This window comes from Caballeronia udeis, assembly GCF_001544555.2.
GTDB lineage: Bacteria > Pseudomonadota > Gammaproteobacteria > Burkholderiales > Burkholderiaceae > Caballeronia > Caballeronia udeis.
The window spans coordinates 81,829-100,678 of sequence record NZ_FCOK02000017.1; the positions used below are offsets into that span (position 1 = coordinate 81,829).

The 18,850-nt window shown below is 58.4% G+C and carries 19 protein-coding genes; 13 read left to right on the forward strand and 6 right to left on the reverse strand.

Annotated features, from left to right (window positions below):
* The first annotated feature begins 8 nt into the window (after positions 1-8).
* Positions 9-1,184: a porin gene (locus tag AWB69_RS14665; RefSeq protein WP_062085825.1), complete on the forward strand. Its 1,176-nt coding sequence runs from the start codon at positions 9-11 to the stop codon at positions 1,182-1,184.
* 192 nt (positions 1,185-1,376) lie between these two features.
* On the opposite strand, the gene AWB69_RS14670 is transcribed toward AWB69_RS14665, so the two are convergent.
* The gene (locus AWB69_RS14670) at positions 1,377-2,141 is read right to left on the reverse strand and encodes a transporter substrate-binding domain-containing protein (protein ID WP_197500234.1); all 765 of its coding nucleotides are present in this window, start codon (positions 2,139-2,141) and stop codon (positions 1,377-1,379) included.
* A 443-nt stretch (positions 2,142-2,584) separates the two neighbouring features.
* Between AWB69_RS14670 and AWB69_RS14675 the strand changes: the two genes are divergently transcribed.
* From AWB69_RS14675 to AWB69_RS14690, 4 genes are read left to right on the forward strand one after another with little or no spacing between them, the layout of a single operon-like run.
* Positions 2,585-2,929 (forward strand): hypothetical protein, encoded by a 345-nt coding sequence (locus AWB69_RS14675; RefSeq protein ID WP_062085827.1) that lies wholly within the window; start codon positions 2,585-2,587, stop codon positions 2,927-2,929.
* Between the two features lie 12 nt (positions 2,930-2,941).
* Positions 2,942-4,132 (forward strand): flavin-containing monooxygenase, encoded by a 1,191-nt coding sequence (locus AWB69_RS14680; protein WP_062085829.1) that lies wholly within the window; start codon positions 2,942-2,944, stop codon positions 4,130-4,132.
* Positions 4,129-5,772: an acyl-CoA synthetase gene (locus AWB69_RS14685; RefSeq protein ID WP_062085831.1), complete on the forward strand. Its 1,644-nt coding sequence runs from the start codon at positions 4,129-4,131 to the stop codon at positions 5,770-5,772. The genes AWB69_RS14680 and AWB69_RS14685 overlap by 4 nt, the downstream gene beginning before the upstream one ends.
* A gap of 11 nt (positions 5,773-5,783) precedes the next feature.
* A complete protein-coding gene (locus tag AWB69_RS14690) occupies positions 5,784-6,590 on the forward strand; it encodes an enoyl-CoA hydratase (RefSeq protein ID WP_062085833.1) in 807 nt (268 codons plus the stop codon).
* Positions 6,591-6,611: 21 nt separating this feature from the next.
* Here the strand turns inward: AWB69_RS14690 and AWB69_RS14695 are convergent, their stop codons facing one another.
* Positions 6,612-7,316 (reverse strand): SDR family NAD(P)-dependent oxidoreductase, encoded by a 705-nt coding sequence (locus tag AWB69_RS14695; RefSeq protein ID WP_062085836.1) that lies wholly within the window; start codon positions 7,314-7,316, stop codon positions 6,612-6,614.
* Between the two features lie 173 nt (positions 7,317-7,489).
* On the opposite strand from AWB69_RS14695, the gene AWB69_RS14700 reads away from it, so the two are divergent.
* Positions 7,490-8,425, forward strand: coding sequence for a LysR family transcriptional regulator (locus AWB69_RS14700; protein ID WP_062085930.1), 936 nt, complete (start codon positions 7,490-7,492; stop codon positions 8,423-8,425).
* A 140-nt stretch (positions 8,426-8,565) separates the two neighbouring features.
* Positions 8,566-8,811: a hypothetical protein gene (locus AWB69_RS14705; protein ID WP_062085838.1), complete on the forward strand. Its 246-nt coding sequence runs from the start codon at positions 8,566-8,568 to the stop codon at positions 8,809-8,811.
* A 291-nt stretch (positions 8,812-9,102) separates the two neighbouring features.
* Here the strand turns inward: AWB69_RS14705 and AWB69_RS14715 are convergent, their stop codons facing one another.
* Positions 9,103-10,014, reverse strand: coding sequence for a CHAD domain-containing protein (locus AWB69_RS14715; protein WP_062085932.1), 912 nt, complete (start codon positions 10,012-10,014; stop codon positions 9,103-9,105).
* Positions 10,015-10,267: 253 nt separating this feature from the next.
* Between AWB69_RS14715 and AWB69_RS14720 the strand changes: the two genes are divergently transcribed.
* Entirely contained in the window at positions 10,268-10,636 is a 369-nt protein-coding gene (locus tag AWB69_RS14720; protein WP_062085842.1) for an NUDIX hydrolase, read from the forward strand.
* Between the two features lie 158 nt (positions 10,637-10,794).
* On the opposite strand, the gene AWB69_RS14725 is transcribed toward AWB69_RS14720, so the two are convergent.
* Positions 10,795-11,676 (reverse strand): LysR family transcriptional regulator, encoded by an 882-nt coding sequence (locus tag AWB69_RS14725; protein WP_062085844.1) that lies wholly within the window; start codon positions 11,674-11,676, stop codon positions 10,795-10,797.
* A 106-nt stretch (positions 11,677-11,782) separates the two neighbouring features.
* Here AWB69_RS14725 and AWB69_RS14730 point away from each other — a divergent pair, with 106 nt between their 5' ends.
* The 4 genes from AWB69_RS14730 to AWB69_RS14740 all read left to right on the forward strand — a co-directional run bounded on the left by AWB69_RS14730 (position 11,783) and on the right by AWB69_RS14740 (position 13,634).
* Positions 11,783-12,061, forward strand: a complete 279-nt coding sequence (locus AWB69_RS14730; RefSeq protein WP_062085846.1) for a hypothetical protein — start codon at positions 11,783-11,785, stop codon at positions 12,059-12,061.
* 270 nt (positions 12,062-12,331) lie between these two features.
* Positions 12,332-12,817, forward strand: a complete 486-nt coding sequence (locus AWB69_RS49345; protein WP_231937105.1) for a hypothetical protein — start codon at positions 12,332-12,334, stop codon at positions 12,815-12,817.
* Positions 12,818-12,843: 26 nt separating this feature from the next.
* Positions 12,844-13,167 (forward strand): helix-turn-helix transcriptional regulator, encoded by a 324-nt coding sequence (locus tag AWB69_RS49350; RefSeq protein ID WP_231937106.1) that lies wholly within the window; start codon positions 12,844-12,846, stop codon positions 13,165-13,167.
* Positions 13,168-13,256: 89 nt separating this feature from the next.
* Positions 13,257-13,634: a cupin domain-containing protein gene (locus tag AWB69_RS14740; RefSeq protein ID WP_231937107.1), complete on the forward strand. Its 378-nt coding sequence runs from the start codon at positions 13,257-13,259 to the stop codon at positions 13,632-13,634.
* A gap of 126 nt (positions 13,635-13,760) precedes the next feature.
* Here the strand turns inward: AWB69_RS14740 and AWB69_RS14745 are convergent, their stop codons facing one another.
* The gene (locus AWB69_RS14745) at positions 13,761-15,455 is read right to left on the reverse strand and encodes a hypothetical protein (protein ID WP_062085850.1); all 1,695 of its coding nucleotides are present in this window, start codon (positions 15,453-15,455) and stop codon (positions 13,761-13,763) included.
* Positions 15,456-16,132: 677 nt separating this feature from the next.
* On the opposite strand from AWB69_RS14745, the gene AWB69_RS14755 reads away from it, so the two are divergent.
* Complete coding sequence (locus tag AWB69_RS14755; RefSeq protein ID WP_062085855.1) at positions 16,133-16,882, forward strand: response regulator transcription factor; 750 nt, start codon at positions 16,133-16,135, stop codon at positions 16,880-16,882.
* On the opposite strand, the gene AWB69_RS14760 is transcribed toward AWB69_RS14755, so the two are convergent.
* Positions 16,824-18,122 carry a hybrid sensor histidine kinase/response regulator gene (locus tag AWB69_RS14760; protein ID WP_062085857.1) on the reverse strand — a complete coding sequence of 433 codons (1,299 nt, stop codon included), beginning with the start codon at positions 18,120-18,122 and terminating at the stop codon, positions 16,824-16,826. The two genes, AWB69_RS14755 and AWB69_RS14760, sit on opposite strands and share 59 nt — an antisense overlap.
* Positions 18,123-18,850 lie beyond the last annotated feature (728 nt).

The window sequence follows — 18,850 nt, forward strand, 5'->3', positions numbered from 1 at the left end:
TTGTCTATATGAATAAATCCCTGAACACGTCTTTCCTGGTCGCAGCCTTATCCGCAGGTTGTGTGGTTTCAGCACATGCCCAAAGCAGTGTGACGCTGTATGGCGTAATCGATGCCGGCCTTATCTACACGAACAACCAGGGTGGCCACAGCGCTTGGCAGGAAACGAGTTCCGCAACAGAAAACACCGTCTTCGGACTTAAAGGCGCAGAAGACCTGGGCGGTGGCCTCCAGGCTGTATTCAAGCTCGAGAACGGCTTCAACCTGAACAACGGTACGCAGTTCAACAGCGGCGATGCCTTTGGTGAACAAGCGTACGTGGGCTTGCAAAGCAGTCGGTTCGGCACCGTGCTGCTCGGCCGGCAGTTCGATTCGGTGAATGACTATCTCGGCCCGTTATCGGCGGCCGGCAGCGGCTATGGCGGCAATCTTTCGGCGCATCCGTTCAACAACGATAACCTCGCGGCTGACTCGCTGAGCCTGAACAACACGGTCAAGTACGTCAGCACGTCCTATGCGGGCCTCACGTTCGGCGGCGCGTATTCGTTCAGCAACAACGCAAACGGTTTCTCGAACAATCGCGCCTATGGTTTTGGCGCGACCTATGCGCATGGTCCGTTTAACGTGGCGGCGGCCTATCTGCAGATGAACAACGCGGGCGGCGGTGTGTTGGGCACGAATCCCAATGGCGCGGTGTCACTAGCCGATGGCAGCGCAGATTTCGTCGCGGCGCGTCAGCGGATCTGGGGCGTGGGCGGCAACTATGCGTTTGGCCCGGCGACTGTCGGCTTGCTGTGGACGCATTCGCAGATCGACAATATGGCTAGCGTGTTTGCCGGTGGCGAGGGAAATGTGGCGTTGAACGGTGGCTTGCGCTTGAACAACTACGAGCTCAACGCCCGTTATGCGTTGACCCCTGCTTTGAGTCTGGCAGGTGCCTATACCTTCACTGACGGCGCATATAGCACGGGCGGCACGTCGTCATCGCCGAGGTGGCATGAGGTGACGCTGCAGACAGATTACTCGATCAGCAAGCGCACGGACTTGTATGCCGAAGGCGTCTATCAGCACGTTAGCGGCGGTGCTGCCGGCTCGGTGCTTGACAGCGCCACCATCAACACGCTGTCGCCTTCGTCGACGAACAGTCAGGTCGCTGTCACTGTCGGCGTCAAGCACACGTTCTAAGGGTCGAAGGAGCGCTGTGCATCGGGGGGAGTGCGACTCCGCCGATGCACGGTGCTTTTTGCAGGTATGCCGCCGTCGCTGGAACAGCAAGTTCAGTTGCCGGGCAGTTTTACGACCTGGCTATTTGAACATTCCTATGGACGTTGTTTCGATACGCCCGGATATCCAGACGCCAGCGGGCGGAGCCCGTCTTCAGTGTTGAGTTCCGGTGGCCGAAATGACATTTGCGGCTGAGTTGTCGAGGAGTTTGAACTTCGCCAGTGCCTTTGCGTAGGTACCGTCCGTCACCGCGTCACGAAGCGCCGCGGCAACCTGATCCCGCAACTCATCCGCTCCTTTCGGAAAGCCGATTGCGATCCGGGAAGATGGCAGCGGCTGGCCGATCCGCACGTAGGTTCCCGGTTGAAGATCCATGGTGTACGGTACGGACTCGCTGCTCTGAACGATGGCGTCCACTCGCCCCTGCTGCAATTCCAGCCTCGCGGCCTGTGTGCCATCGGTCTCCTCCACCGCGACAGGAGGCTTGTTGGCGGCAACACAATTAGTGTCGCTCCAGCTTCGCATGATCTGTCCAAAACCGTTGCGCCGATTGGCGCCGAGTTTCTGGCCGCATAGGTCAGTCAAGGTTTTGATCGGATTATGGCTTGCAAGCGTATAAGCCTGAATGCCCGAAAGAAGATAGTCGACATAGTCGAGCCGGCTCCGTGAGGCCGGCTCATCCAGCAAACTAAACGCCAGATCGACCCGCCTCGTCACCAGCGCGGGAATAGCCTGCTCGTAAGACACGTCTTGCCATATAACCGGACGGTGCAACTTTTTCGCCACGTAGTCTGCCAGGTCGACATCCACGCCGACGAGCTGCCCAGTTTCCGGAACGCGATATGCCATTGGCGGGAACGACGCGAACAGCGCTATCCGCAGAGGTGCTGTCTGAGCCATGACCGCGACCGGCAGCAAGCTGACACAGATTGCCAGTGCGTACGTCACGGGTTTGCGCCAGATGCCTCGAACTTTCATAAGACGATGTCGGCTTGCCATCGCCGACGCAGTATGCACACGTGTTCGTGCACCTTCTTCTGAAACAGAGGTCATGCCCGATCCCTACAAAGCGAATGAATTGCCAGAGGGGCCAACGCGAGGCGGCCCGGCCACTCTCATGCATGAATCAAAAACGATTTCCGGCGGTTGAGTTCGCTCTACTGTACGCATCCAGTTTTTCTTCTTGTAGCGAGAATTAAATTCAGTTCAAGTGAAATTTCTCTCAGCATCTCTTCGCAACTCATCAGGAACCGTCCGTTTCCGCCACGTATCCGTGTGGAATTTTCTATTGGAAACATAATCCTATGATGAGAATTTTTCCGCGCTGCACACCTCTAAGGTGTTCCAAGCGGAATATGTAAATGGACTACGCATCGATTCAACCTGCGTTGACCATCCTGTTGCGCAACCGCCCGCCCGGCACCACTGCCGACATTAACAACCGGACGGTTGCCTACTGGGACGGCCATGAGATCAGGGGCATTCACTTACGGAATGACAAAAGCGGCCGGCTTGACGAAGATTTCGACTTCGACGAGCGCACAATCAACCAGCTGCATGCAGATCTGGTCGAGTGGATGGCCGCACCTCGTTATACGGTACGGCCTGAACTCGCGGACTGGCTGAAGGGCGCGCCTACGTTCAACGTGGGCGGTCCGACAGCAACGGGCGCCGGCTCACGCAGTGCGTCCTCGTCTGCTCGCTGATACGCTCGGGTCTTGACCGTCGAATTCATTGCGTTGCGGGAATCCGGCCTCGTGAGGTCGCAGATGGAACACCGGGTAGATACGCTTGTGATAGGCGCCGGGCCTGCGGGCCTTGCGGTTGCTGCGTGCCTGAAGAAGCGGGGTGCGTCCTGCATCATTGTGGATCGGGCGGCCGAGGTCGGTTCGAGCTGGCGCCATCACTATGACCGGCTGCACCTTCACTCCGACCGTGACCGTTCGACCCTGCCTTATCTTTCGTTTCCCGCTGGAACGCCACGTTATCCGTCGCGTGAGCAAGTGATTGAGTATCTCGAACTGTATGCGCGGCATTTCGAACTCGTACCGCATTTCAACGAAGAGGTCAGGACTGTACGGCCACATGACTCCGGATGGATCACGACCACACCGGCCAGCGTCTATCATTCGCAGCGGGTGGTCGTGGCCACCGGCTACAACGCCGTTCCCTACCTGCCACGATGGCGCGGCCAGGAACGCTTCGGCGGGCGCATGCTGCATAGCAGCGAATACCGCAGCGGCGAGTCATTCCGCTGCCAGAGCGTTCTGGTCGTAGGCTTCGGCAACAGTGGCGGAGAGATAGCGATCGATCTCCACGAACACGGCGCGCGAGTGGCAATGGCGGTGCGCGGGCCGGTGAACATTGTCCCTCGCGAGATCTTCGGTATCTCCGTACTCGCAATCTCCATCGTGTTGAGCCGCCTTCCTGCCCGGCTCGCTGACGTCCTGGCGGCGCCACTCGTGCGACTGAGCATTGGAGACGTCACCCGGCTGGGTTTCCGCAAGCCCCCGATGGGTCCGTTTACGCAAATCAAGGCGACGAGAAGAATCCCGCTCCTCGACATTGGTACAGTTAAACTGATCCGCGAGGGCCACATCGAGGTGCTGGGAGACATCCGGGAAATAGGGGATACCCGGGTGACATTTGATGACGGGCGTTCGCGGGACTTTGACGCAATCGTTGCCGCGACCGGGTTTCACCCACGAATCGATTGTTTCCTGGCGCCGCAGGGCGATATCCTCGATGAGCAGCCGCAACCGCCGGGCGGCGGGGAGAAAAAATCCGGGCTGCATTACTGTGGGTTTATCGTCTCGGCGACCGGTATGTTGCGCGAAATCGGAATCGAGGCGCAACGGGTTGCGGACGAAATAACACGCATCGAGCACCACCCAAGGGAGACGCGATGAATAACGACATGTACGAAGAGGGATTGAACAAAACCGCTGCCAACTTCGCGGCCCTGACGCCCTTGAGCTTCATCGAACGCGCGGCGTCGGTCTATCCGAACATGCCAGCCATTTCGCACGGCGCGGTGCGGCGTGACTGGGCCCAGACTTATGCACGCACACGGCGTCTGGCCTCTGCATTGAGTGCCAGGGGCATTGGCGTTGGCGATACGGTCGCTGCGATGCTGCCAAACATTCCCGAGATGGTCGAGGCTCATTTCGGTATCCCGATGATCGGTGCAGTCCTTAATACGCTCAACACGCGACTCGATGCAAACACGCTCGCGTTCATGCTGAACCATGGCGAAGCGAAAGCGGTGCTGGTCGACCGCGAATTCTCCGTCGTGATGCGCGAGGCGATCGCGAATGTGGCCCGGCCGATTCTGGTTATCGACGTCGACGACTCCGAATATGCGGGACCGGGCGAGCGTATTGGCGAACTCGATTACGAAGCGCTGCTGGCAAGCGGCAATCCTGAATTCGAATGGGCGCCCCCATCCGATGAGTGGAATGCTATCTGCCTGAACTACACATCGGGGACAACAGGATCTCCGAAGGGCGTCGTGTATCACCATCGCGGGGCATACACCAACGCGGTCAGCAATATCCTGGAATGGGATATGCCAAAGCACGCGGTGTACCTGTGGACGCTGCCAATGTTCCATTGCAACGGCTGGTGTTTTCCGTGGACCGTGGCCGCGCGGGCGGGCGTCAACGTGTGCTTGCGCAAGGTCGATGCGAAAACGATCTTCGACCTGATTCGCCGCGAGCGAGTGACGCATTATTGCGGCGCGCCGATCGTACATAATCTGCTGGTCAATGCTCCCGACGAATTGAAAACCGGGATTGAGCATCGCGTCCACGCAATGGTCGCCGGCGCGGCGCCACCTGCGTCAATGATCGAGGGAATGGAGCGGCTTGGCTTCGAGCTGACGCATGTGTACGGCTTGACTGAGGTTTATGGTCCGGCGACCGTGTGCGCGCAGCAAGCGCAATGGAGCACGCTCGACATAGGTGAACGCGCGCGCCTGAATGCGCGGCAGGGCGTGCGCTACCACTTGCAGGACGCCGTGACGGTCCGCGATCCCCAGACGATGGAGGCAGTGCCGGCGGATGGAGAGACAATCGGCGAGATCATGTTTCGCGGCAACATCATGATGAAGGGTTACCTGAAGAACCCGGCCGCCACGCAGGAAGCGTTTCGCGGCGGCTGGTTTCATACCGGGGACCTGGCGGTCGCCAGTCCGGACGGCTACGTCCGGATCAAGGACCGCAGCAAGGACATCATCATTTCAGGTGGCGAGAATATTTCGAGCATCGAAATTGAAGATGTGCTGTATCGCCATCCAGCGGTACTCGCGGCGGCCGTCGTTGCAAAGCCGGACCCTCGTTGGGGTGAGACGCCTTGCGCGTTCGTCGAGTTAAAGGCGGGTGCAACGACAAGCGCTGCAGAATTGGTCGCGCATTGCAGAGCCCATCTCGCCGGTTTCAAAGTGCCACGCGCGGTGGAATTCTGCGAGTTGCCGAAGACATCGACCGGCAAGATACAGAAGTTCGAACTGCGCAAGCGCGCCGGGTCGGTCGCGGCTATCGACGTATGACGGAGGCGGAGATGAACGAAAACGCAGGTCGAGAACCGCTGGTGGTCATCGAGCAGGATGTCTACGGAGTACCCGGCGCCGTGCGGATAACGCTGAACCGGCCCGACGCATTTAACGCGTTGTCCGAAGCATTGACTGACGCGCTGCAAAGCAGCCTGGATGAAGTGGCCGCATCGAATGCGTGCGTCGTTGTGCTTGCCGGCGCGGGCAGAGCATTTTGCGCAGGCCACGATCTGAAAGAGATGCGCGCCCAACCGTCGTTCGAGTACTACCAAGCTTTGTTTGCTCGTTGCTCGCAGATGATGTTGACCATCCAGCGCATGCCGCAGCCTGTGATCGCACGCGTGCATGGAGTCGCGACGGCGGCGGGCTGTCAACTGGTCGCGATGTGCGATCTGGCAGTGGCTGCAAGCGATGCCCGCTTCGCCGTGTCCGGAGTCAATCTGGGATTGTTCTGCTCGACGCCTAGTGTGCCGCTGTCGCGTAATCTGTCTCGCAAGGCCGCATTCGAAATGCTTGTGACCGGCGACTATATCGATGCACAAACCGCGTGTGAGCGAGGTCTTGTGAATCGAGTCGCCACGCCCGAACGGCTGGACGACGCGATTCGTGCACTCGTGGTGAGTATCAGTGAGAAGCCGCGTGTAGCGATCGCCGCCGGCAAGCGTCTCTTCTATCGGCAACTGGAGGCTGGCATAGATACAGCGTACCAACTGGCAGGAGACACAATGGCGCGCAACATGCTGGACGACGCAGCGCTCGAGGGAACCGAGGCGTTCATTCAGAAACGCACGCCGCGGTGGCGGGAGACGGGGTGACTTTGGAGTTTTCGTCGTAGCTCACCAGGGAACGACTCTTCCAAGATAGTCCAGGTAATGCAATCCGGAGCGCCCTTCGTAAGCCTCGATCGTGCTCACCAGGTTCGGGATACTTTCGTCGATACTCAGACGCCCGTCAGGGCCGCCCATATCAGTCCTTACCCATCCAGGCGCCATCAATAGCAAGGTTTTCGCGTCGTTTTGGTGGCGCGCCGCAAAGCTGCGCATAAACATGTTGAGAGCCGCCTTGCTGCCCCGGTAGACCTCGTAATTGCCGTTAGTATTGTTGGTGAGGCTACCTTGCCCGGATGACATGACACCGATTGTTCCGGTCGGCTGAACGAGGTGTTGAAACGCCTCGATGACTCTCATCGGACTCAGCGAGTTCGTCACCATGACGCGTACAAATTCCTCGGTCGAGACATCGGCGATCGTTTCCCAATTGTCGTTCTTGACGCCGGCATTCACGAAAAGGCCATCGAGTCGCCGACCTTTAAGACGACCGTATAACGCGGCGACCTGATCGGGAATCGTGATATCGACTGCTTCAACTTCCAGCGAGCCCTCGGTGCTTTCCGAGAGTTGGCGCAGCTTTTCTGTTGAGCCCGCCCTCCCGGTGGCGATCACTCGCCAGCGACGCTTGAGATATTCCTCGACCATTGCAAATCCGAGGCCGCGGGATGCACCGATGAGGAGGATGGTTTTCTGCGGAGATGTGTCTTGCATGGATAGCTCCCTGTAAACGAGACTCGATGGAACCTGGCTTTGAGGTGCCACGCGTTCGGTCATGAGTCAGTACATGGAATATATCGACGAGACAGCCATGGCGGAAGGCGCAGCAGTTGCACTTATAACGTGCGCCAAACGCCATGTCTGAACAGTTGGTGCTACGATCGGGCATGCCCGAACCCGATCTGAATTTACTCATTGCGCTCGACGTATTGCTCGCCGACGGCAGCGTGATTGGCGCTGCGCGTCGACTGGGATTGAGTGCCTCGGCAATGAGCCGGACCTTGACCCGGCTTCGCGAGGTGACCGGGGACCCGTTATTGGTTCGGGCGGGGCGCGGTATGGTATTGACGCCTCATGCGGAGGCACTGCGTCAGCTTACTCAGAATGCGGTTCATGAGGCACGTGCCGTGCTTCGTCCCTCAACCACGGAACCGGATTTTTCAACGTTACAGCGAACCTTTACCATTCGCGCGAACGACGGTTTTGTGGATGCTCTCGGCGCTTCACTGATCGCAGCGGTGGCCGCGGTTGCGCCACTCGTGTGTTTGCGTTTTGCACCCAAGCTTGAGAAGACGGCGGCGTACTTGCGAGACGGCTCCGCTGATCTCGAGATTGGTGTTCTGAGCGAAATGGGGCCGGAAGTCCGCGTGCAGGCATTATTCCGGGATCGCTTTCTTGGTGTTGTCCGGCAGGGCCATCCTCTCGCCATGGAGCGCGAGGTGACGGCCGTACGGTACACCGCCTTCGGCCATGTCGTCGCTTCACGACACGGTCGCACAAGCGGACCGGTTGATGAAGCGCTGGCCGCTTTAGGACTGGAACGAACGATTGTTGCCGTCGTTCCGAGTTTTCCCGCCGCGCTCGCCGTGGCGCGAGGCTCGGACCTGATAGCGCTCGTGCCCGCGTCTCTTCTGAGCAATCAGTCTGAACCGCAGGAACTGCCCGCATCCACCATCGCTACCGCTTACGCCTTCGAGCTTCCTGTAAAGACCGCGGAGATTACGGTGTCGCAGATGTGGCATCCCCGGGTAGAGGTTGATCCTGTTCATCGTTGGCTTCGGCAACTGATGCTAACTGTATGTCGGGAACGGCTGCCCCTGTGAAACGTTAGCTATAGCGTGCCACTGTCGCTCTTCAACATTCTTGAGCGGGGTTGCGACGCCTCCGGCTTAATATCGATTGTCGGTGTGTCGGGCCTGCCGCTAAGATCGCCACCATCTCATCCAAACAGCTACGACTCTCGATGAATAAGAAAATCCGCCTTCGGGTCACGCTGGCTATCTCGGCCTTTGCGATCTACCGTGTATTCACGTACGTTCGACAGGTTCAGACCGGCTGCATCCAGATCGGCAATCATCAGCGATGCAGTTTTGAAAACACGGCGAATTTCGAGGGGTTGCAGAACGTCGATCTGCTTTTCACATGTGGCTGGGTCGCGGGCGCGGTGCTGTGCTGGATCGGTGTCGTGCAAACTGGCAAGACGCGCTAGTAGCCGATGCACCACCACACTCCCTGCACGGCGTAACCTAAGCGATTCATGAGCGCGAAAGTACTGGCGTATGGCAGGCGGGTTCAAGCTCTACGGCACTGCAATCGCGCACGGTCTTCAGGCCATTGGAGAAGCCCAAATGAAGCGCACGTGGACGATCATTGGGGTCGGCAATGTGGCTGGCAGCTTCAAATGGTATCAGTCGCTTTTTGGCCAGCCATGCATCAGCTTTGGCCTAATCCAGGTAACTCGGTGACACTGCTGCACCGGGTGCTGCAGGTCTTGCCAGGATTAACTTGCGATGGCACGAACACGCCGTGATGCGGCACGCATTCGTCGGCACTTCTGCTTTTCAAGCCATTGCAGCGACTCCTGCACGACTTCGGGTGGAACGTCGTTGAATGATGCGCCCCGAATCAAGGTCTCACTTGCGGCAATGTCGTTGAACTGGCCGAGCTTGTTCTGCACGGACGTCAACTCTTTTATGGTGCGGTCGTGTCCGTCCTTGATGACGGGTTGAAAAAACTCGAGCAGATACCTCAGCTTTTTGCCGGCCTTGCGAACATCGTGGAGATCCTCTTCATGGGTGTTCTCGTGACGAGATGCGTACCTGCTGCGCTTCTTCAGTGCGCGCTGCGCACGACGAACGCGATCCTCGGCGAACTCACGAATGGGAAGCTCGTTGCAACTGGACTCCAACGTCGCTTGCGCGCGAAGCAAGACGTCGTTCAAGAAAGCCTCAACGTCGTCGCTTTTTATCATCGTCTGGCTATGCACCACTGCCTGTGCGCGTTTTTCCCTCGCGGCGGCCACGAGCAATCCCATCGATGCGCGCGACGTTTGCGCGGCTTTCAAAAGATCGCCAGCGATGTCCCAGTCACGCGTTCCACCGGCTAGCGCAGCAAGGCGCTTGAACTCTTCGATGGCCTGCGCGGTTGCCTCTTCACCGAGATAGGGGGAATAAGCCCAGTACAAGGCACGCAGCTTTCTGAATGCGACGCGAAGCTGGTGGAATTCTTCAGCATTGCAATTGGTGGCCAGCTCTCTCGCCCGCCGCACAGCCTCGGCGACAACGGGAGTCGCCAATGATGAGAAGGTGCTTGCGATTGAACCTGTTCTTGATGGCGATGAAACAGCTGGCCGCCGATCTTCCTTAAAGAGATTGATTGGCCGCGGCAAGGGCCAGTCAGCATCCATATCCACCATTGAAGCCTCGAGTCGGACAAAAAATATGTTTCGCCCCGACATTACCACAGTGATATTCTCGCTTTCCAATTTTTGTGACGATTTGATGAACAGCTTTCAAGTTGTCGCGTGCAGGCCGCGCCCACGTCGAGACGTTGCCGAGCATCTACGGTTTTGTATTAGCATGCTTGGCTATATCAAGCATTGAGCGATACGCTGGCGCATCGAGCGCGCCTCGAGGATACCTGGAAGAGATAAGTGGGAGTTCAGTTTGAAGACACGCGCCACCGTTATTTGTCGCCGAGGCAAGCGAATTCTCCTGGTCGCACGTAGTCAGTCGAAGTGGGCTTTGCCGGGCGGGATCCTGAAGCGCGGAGAACATCTCTCGGACGCCGCACTTCGGGAGCTCAAGGAAGAGACGCGGCTTTCCGGGAAGTCAGCCAGATATCTCTTCGACTTTCGTGGCAAGCAAAAGCACCATCACGTGTTCTCCTGCGAAATCTCGAATCGCGCCAAGGCTCGCCCAAGCAACGAGATCTCCAAATGCCGTTGGGTCCACCTCGAAGACATCCCTCGCCTCTTAACCAGTGCGCCGACGACCGGCATCGTGAAGCTCATGGGTCAACGGCGTAAAAAGTAGCTGCACCGGGTTGGCACAGGCACCAGACGACCGCCCTCGAGATCCGGGACGGCAAGGTCACAGCCATCTATGTCGTGCGCAACCCGGACAAGCTGCGGCGTCTGCGCCAGGCCGTATAGCCGACCCGAAAGCGGCACGGTCATCCTCCGGCGGACGAGTCAGCAGGTCAGGTCTCGCAGCACGTCAAGCACATGCTGCGTCGAACGTTCCACGTGCTTAGCGTGTGCGATGCCGAGCCGTCGCCATAGTGCCGGGCGTAGCGGTCGTACGGTCGTACCCGCATCCTGTCCGGGAATCGTGCTGTCCTCGTGAGGCAGCAGTGCGGCTCCATAGCCTGCTGCGACCAGCCTTCTGATAGCGTCGTTGTAGTTGAGTTCGATTCGGGCGACTGGCTGTTGTCCGCCCGCTGCGAACCATTTAGCGGTCAACTGTGAAAGCCGTGTAGTTGAGTCATTGAGAATGAGTGGCTTGCTGGCGAGCCATTTGGGTGTTACGCCGGCCGGGCATTGCCACTGGACCGGCATGAAAGCCATGACAGGATCCCTGCGCCATGGCTTGATCACAAGGCCGGCAATCGCGGGCTGCGGTAGCGCGACCAGTCCGACATCCAGCGACCCTTGCGCCAGGCGGGCGAGCGTGTCCTGCGACGTCAGCACCGTAACCTGCACGTCGATGGCAGGATGTTGCCGCCCCAACACTTCGAGAGCCCGGGGCAGCAGGTGTGCGATTGCGCCGGTCGACGCGCCGAGTCGTACACGTCCCTCCAGCCCCTGCACTTGCCGCCGAACATCGTCCAGCGCCTGCCCGGCATCGGCCAGAAGGTGGCGTGCCTTTGCCAGAAGCGTTTCCCCGATCGCCGTGGGCTGAACGTGTCCCCGCTTGCGCGACAGCAGCGGAGCACCGACGCGCTCCTCCAGTTCCTGAATGTGAAGGCTGACTGTGGGCGCAGCCAGATGAAGGACACGCGCGGCCTCCGCGAAGGAACGATGGTCCGCGATTGTCACCAACGTGCGCAAGCGGTCCAGACTAATCTCTCTCATACCCGTACCAGATTAAGAAAAACTGAACGTCGATTTCAGGAAATTCAACTTTTCATATTCTATCCCCGGAACGAAGATCGGAGTTCTCAGGCTCCGGGGACGGAAGATGATTGATATAAGAGCAAGCGGCGAGGGCGATGAAGACAGGCAATTACCGGGTGACGATGCGGAGGTGAAACGAAGGGTCTCTGCACTGACGTTCACCGGACTATTGATGACCATTCTGGTCATCGCCGGACTGTATCTCGCGATGACTCCACGTAACGTGAATCAGGCGTGTTTCCAGCAGCAGATGAACGACGAGCACACACTCATGGAAGCTTTTTTCCAGGCGCCGCCGGAGCAGGATGCAGTCGTCGAGGCGATGCGTGCCTGTTCGCACTGACGTAGCCGGCAATCGGGTAATAGCCGTGACATCGGCTGCGAAGATCTCGATTAGCGGCTACACGACCTGGGTTCTCTGCAAGATCATCCTGGCGGGCCGCATCGCGCTCGGTCTATGCCATCACCGTGTGCGACGGCAGGTCAGGATAACGTGTGATGTCAATGCTATCCGCGTTTGATACGCGATGAAACACGCGCCGGATTGCGGCCCGTTAAACGGTTCCACGGACGCGTGTAAAATCGACGTCGACGTCTCTTCTGGAGCAGTCTCATGCTAAGAGTACTTGAACCAGGCGACTACTTCGGCACACCAACCCAGCGATATCGCGATGACGGCATCTCGATTGTGGAAACTGATTTCGCAACCGACCTGGTCATCCCTCAGCACGAACACGTCAATCCGTTTTTCTGTTTCGTGCTGGACGGTCGCGGCACACGCTCCTGGCCGGCACGCCATGGCCACGATGCGCCCATGTCACTGACACTTTTCCCTGCCGGCCTGCCGCATGAAAATTGCTGGTACGGGGCTGGCGGCAAAGCGCTTCACGTTGAGTTTTCATCCCTGTGGTTGCAACGGCTTGACGGCCGGACCCGGATTCTCGATTGTCCGAATGACTTTGCCGGCGGTACGCCGGCGTCTCTCATGCGGCGTCTGGTCCACGAATGCCGCGAGCAGGATTCGGCCACGTCACTGGGGTTGAAGGCATCGTACTGGAGCTTCTGGCGGCCTGTGAGCGGTCGGAAGGGCGCACCGTGACCGGTTCGCGCCGATGGCTCGCTCGCGTGGAAGCATTACTGCTCGAACGCTTTCATGAGGGGCTGACGCTGGATGAGATCGCCACCGACAGCCATGTCTCCGCGGACCACCTCGCGCGGGAGTTCCGCAAGCATTTTGGCGTTACTGTAGGAGAGTATGTGCGCCAGATCAGGGTCGATTTCGCCTGTGGGCAATTGGCCGGCGGACGCCAGTCGCTTGCGGCCATTGCGGAGGCTGCCGGGTTCGCTGACCAGAGCCATTTCACGCGTGTCTTTCGGCGCAGGATGGGCGTTACACCAGCCGTATACCGTTCACAGTTGCGCGGAGATCGCTCTGGTTCCAAAGATTGACTCTCCCGTACAAGACCGGCTGAGTCCTTAAGGCCTAAAGTTGCTCGCACGTTCCAGGAACGCGCACTCTCATCTTCATGGAGACCGATGTGAGCACTGAAGCCTTTCCATATTTGACGCGCCTCGACATTCTCTACGCCGCCGGCGAAGTCATGGACGTTCCGGCCATCGTCGCTGCAAACAGTCATCCCTGGTACAACCAGACGCTATGCCAGGTGAATCAGTCGGTGGTTCGGCTCGGTGTCGTGCAGGGCCAATATCATTGGCACAAGCACGACACCGAGGACGAATTTTTCTACGTCGTCAGCGGCCACTTCCTGATCGACCTGGAAGATCGCGTCATCGATTTGCAGCCAGGACAGGGGTTCGTCGTGCGCAAAGGCTTACTGCACCGTCCTCGCGCACCCGAGAAGACGGTGATCCTGATGGTGGAGAACGCGGGGATTGTTCCGACCGGCGACGCATGACCTGCTGATTGTCCACAAGGGGCCAACATTCAGCAGTTCGGTACATGCGATGGGCAGGCTCCGGGCGGTTCAATTAGAACTTGACAGGTGAATAGCACGACTGCAGGTGCGTCTCACCACCTATCATCAGTGCGTGCCGTCCCTGCCGTCATTTGTGCCCGGCGTAAACGAGACTCCACGCAGCACTTCGCCGAACTTGGCAGAGCCGAGCGTGACAAAATTCGCGTTCGCAGCAGCTGCCGGGCGGGTATTTTTCAGCTCATCCCGGATTGCAACGAGCTTGTTCGGATCCGCGCCGGTATCGCCGTTCCCGCTGACTGTGGACGTCGTTGCCCAGAGCGTGACGGTGCCATCGCGGCTAACGGAACCAATCAGGTTACGGAGGCCATCAGTCGCGGGCGACCATGGCAGTCCGGTTGCCGCGTTGCTGCCGACCGGATAGTTTTGCACCGTGTAAGGCTTACCCAGGTCCAATCCGCTTTGCAGCGTATAGGCCAGCACCCATTTCTTCGTGGGCGCATTGAACACCCATTTCTGAAGACCCGCGGTGGATTGCGCAGCTGCGTGCGTGAAGAGATCGGCACCACCCGTATAGCCGTCGCCTTCATCGGCCACATAGAGTGTGTTGGCGTCGGCGAACCAGAGGCCGAACGGGAAACTGAGGGTCGTCGCGGTCTTGTTCGGAGTCGACGGGAAGCCGCTCAGGATGCACATGTTGCTCGGCAGCCCTGTTGTCGCGAGAGTCGAAGCAGCGTAACTGAGCGGTGCACTTGGCAGCACCGCTTTCGGCGAAGGCACACCGGTACCGTTCGGGCACGCGGTCCCGGTGGTGTCGACGAAGTAGACGGTGTTGACGCCATTGCTGCCGCTGCCCTTGGTCATGTAGACCACGTTATTGAAAACTGTCATCCCGCGAAAGTTGTCGTCCTTGCCGATCTTGTCGGCGGGCGCGCCCAGTTGGGTGACCGAGAAGCTTGCAAGCGGACTTGGCGTGCCAGGAGCTTGCTGCGCCTCGGGCTGCGTCGCCTCCGCAATGAATTGCGAGCCTGCGCCGAGGACCACGCCGGCCGGCTGGGGATTGCTTCCATTGCCCGCGTTGCCGGTCGTGAAGAAGAAGCGCTTTCCGCCGTGGTCGATCAGGATCGCAGCGCGGCCGTTGTTGCCGCTATAGGCATTCGTTTCGGTGAAGCTGAACTGTCCGTTGCGATCGACCTTGGCCACTGCACGGTAGAAGCTCTGCCCGTCGGGATTGGTCGGATCGACGACGCCTGGCGTGTTTGAATTCGACACATCCAGCATGTTGATCGGAGCGACATAGCCCATGAAGGTCAGGTACTTTCCATCGTCTGAGAGGTGAAGCCCGATTTCCGATTTCGAACTGAAGCTGGTTACCATCTGGTCTGCCGTGGTGCCCGCATTCGTCACGCTCGGCACCTCCAGCGTACTGATCCGCCAGCCGGATGGCGCTAGCTGATCCAGGAAAATCTTCGACGTGATACCGAAGCTCCCGTCATAAAGGGCGTTGTTCCAAACGAATGGGTAGGTGCCGTCGTTCGGCGCGCCGGTTGCCGCGCCGCACCCGCCCGTCGTTTGCGCGCAGCCGGGTGGCAGGATCGAGCCAACCTGTACGTTGGCCGAGCGGTTGTCGTAAACGCTGCGACTGACGACAAGATTTCCCGGTTGAAATGCGGCGTTGTGCCCGTTTTGCGGCTCTTGCGCCATTGCAGTGAGGCTAATGCCCAATGGAAGCAGCGCTAGCGCTGAAATGCCTCGGGCAAGGGAACGCTGACGAGTCGGAAACGGGCGAAAAACAGGCTGCATGTCATTTCTCCGGGAAAGGGAATTGAAGTTACACGGCGTCCAACGCAAACAGTTGCGTGACGTTAGCAGCGGCGTGTGTAGGATTATTTACAGGCCCGGAAAGAATTTGTAATGGTTTTCCCGCGACAGAGTTTGGTTCTTGGGGAACGGTATATTGCGTGGCGGCCGGCCATCGACTGCATCCTGCGAGAGTCTGCCCAGACGCAGGCAGTTCACTTAGCTGCTTGGCCTGAAGCTTTTGATGAGATGTTTGCGCGCTTGAGCAAGATCGAAGGGCTGCGACGAATCTTGCGCGGTGCTCTTTTTGAATTCATCAGTGGATATGGCGCGTCAAATGTTGTCGCAGCGCGTCCGGATCACTGTTATTTTTAAAGCACCAACCGGCGAGAAGGCTGAAGCAGACGTCCAGTCCGAGAAGATCAATCTGTGAGGTTAATCGGATGCAATGGGTATGGGCCATTCGGAACCGTGCCGGAGAACTACATTGTGCAGTGGCTGGAGACGAAGATTCCCTCGGTCGATCGGGAAGCACAAAGACATCCGGCTGGCGTAGCCTGAAACTGCAAGATGTGCGGCGTGTACTATTCGATTTAAATACAGCGGATGATGCTACCTATCCAGCATCATCCGCTATGTAATTGCAGCTCGCCTCGAAGGTATTCCTGGGAGACGATGGAATGCGCGTACTGATCGTCGATGATCACGAGCTGTTCAGAGCCGGATTGGCGCTGCTGCTTAGGGAGCTCTTTCCGAGCATCGAACTGCTGCACGCGAGTACGTTGTCGCAATGCATGAGTCACGCGCTTGGCGAGCTCCTCAACATCGTTTTTCTTGATCTCGACCTTCCCGATGGCCACGGCTGCAGCGCGCTTGGCCGATTGAAGGAGTCGCGCCCGTCGTTACCGGTGATTGTGATATCGGCCGATGAGAGCGTGGAAACCATCAGTCGATGCATCGAACTTCGCGCCATGGGATATGTGCCCAAATCGTCGCCTCCTGAAGCGCTTCATGCAGCAATAAGCGCAGTGCTTGCCGGGGGCGTATTCCTGCCCGCCGCCAGCATCGCGAAACTCAGGCATGACATGGGCACGGAGGAAGCGCCGGCAAATGGACCTGGGAAAGCGCAGCCGAGCGGTAATTCGGAAATGAGCACGGCATCCGAGTTGGGACTCAGCCCGAGAGAGTTCGAAACGCTGGCGTGGCTGGTGCGTGGACTTCCCTCCAAGGCAATAGCCCTGAAAATGGGGCTTGAGGACATTACCGTCCGGAAGTACGTCAGTCATCTGCTTGCGCATTTCAATCTTCGGCGCCGCACGGAACTCATCGTCATGCTGGCGGATAAAGGGATCAAACTCGGTGTCCCGCCGGTCACGGATCCCGCACATGATCGAAACCTGCCGCCTGTTGAGCGGCAACGAAACGACTGACTTCAGCGAGCGTGCTTTCCGGCGCGGAAGACTTGCGCAACAGCACGAACGGCTCGGCGAAATCGCGAAGTGCGTGAGGAGACACCAGTTCGCCCGTGATGAACGCGACGGGAAGCACGCCCGCCCAGGCGAAATGCTGCCGGATCCGTTCGGCAACCTCGATACCGGTTGGTCCGTCGCGAAGCCGGATATCGGTGACGATGATGTCAGGTATGCGGCCGTCATCGGCCAGAATCGCATCGAATCCCGCCATTGACTCGGCGGTATCCACCAATGCGCCGGCACTGAGGAACAACCTGCGGAGGCCCTCGAGAACAGTCGGTTCGTCGTCGCACAGCAGGACGTATTTGCCCTGGAGGACGGACGTGGATGCGTCGCTCTTTGGATCGTCCGTCTCGATGACCGGTGTCATTTTGGATATTGGCGCGTACAGGGAAAAGCGGGACCCGCGCTCCTCGACCGACCAGAAACTCATGCTGTGTTTCGGCAGAATGCCAATGACCCGGTGGACGATAGACAGCCCGAGCCCCAGGCCTTTCGAGCGATCGCGACCCGGGTTGTTGATCTGATAGTACTCGGCGAATATCGCCTCCCGATGCGCGGGCGAGATGCCGACGCCCGTGTCCCGTACGTCTATGCGAAGCCGTTCCCCGATCTCCACCCAGCCGATGACGACACCACCCGTGGAGGTGTTCTTGATCGCATTCGATACGAAATTGGACAAAACCCGCTTGAACAAGGAGCGATCACTTTCAATGGGCGGCGGGCGGCGCCGACGCCCGCTGATTCTTAATTCGATACCCCGTGACCTTGCCGGTTCAAGGTATTGCTCGTAGACCTCCGTCAGCACGGCCTGCGTATCAAGGGGCGCCATGTGCGGGATGTAAGACCCTAGTTCGCTGTAGTCCTGAATATCCTTGAACATGTCGAGAATATCGCGTGCCGTTTCCTCGACGACGTCGAGATCATGACTTGCTGCGTGTTCACCTTCGAGTTTTATCCGCGCGCTACGAATGAAGAGGTTAATCGCGGCGAGGGGCTGCTGGATGTCGTGGTAGGCCGATGAAAAGAACCGCTCCTTCTCTCTGACGATTTCTCTCATACGGTCATTCTGCTGATTGACAGCCAGGGACGCCGCTTCAACGCGTGCCTTGGCTGCGCGCAACGTCCGCCGGAACACAAATTCGCGTCGGGCAGCGCGTTCAAACTGGATGCAGACGACAATGCCAGCGAGATACATGAGAGACACCGTATTCCCACGGTGAACCCAGGAAAGCGAGTGAAACCCCGGCGTGGAAACATTACCCCGTATCCAGAGATAAATGGTAAGACGGAAGGTTACAACGCATAGTCCGACCAACCACGCTGCTGTGATTGCACGGAGTCGGAACGATGTGAATATCAGGAAAGTGATAATAAAAAGTTCGGGGGAAATTGCGTCGAAGGCCTGGTTTGCCGGGTAAACGCTCATCAACCCCAATTGGGCGAACCAACAACTCAGCATCACTACACAAAGTAATCTGACGGCCCGGCGTTCGTCAAAGGCGCGTGGTCCCCACATTAACCATACCGGCACAGCCATACCCACGGCACCTGCAAGTCGCACATGACCAACGCGCAGGAGGATGTTGGGATCAAGCGTGTTCAGCAGCAACCAATCACGGCCAACAAACAGGATCCATAACAGTATGAGGCTGGCGCCAGCCAGCCTGCGTTGGCCCGCGTAGCGACGCGCATAGTCCATAAGGAACGCACGCTCTTCAGCCGCCGATCTAAACTTGCGTACTACGAAGCGTGACGATCTCATAAGGCTGCTTGATCAGGAAAGCCGCCGTGGGCGGATAGTGCGCAGCATTGAGAGGCCTTATCAACGCACCATAAATACAGAATAACAGGTCGCCATCCCTACGATCAGCCACAAATGTATCAGCAGCGTGATGTGTCCTTGCCCGCAACCGGACGGTTTGG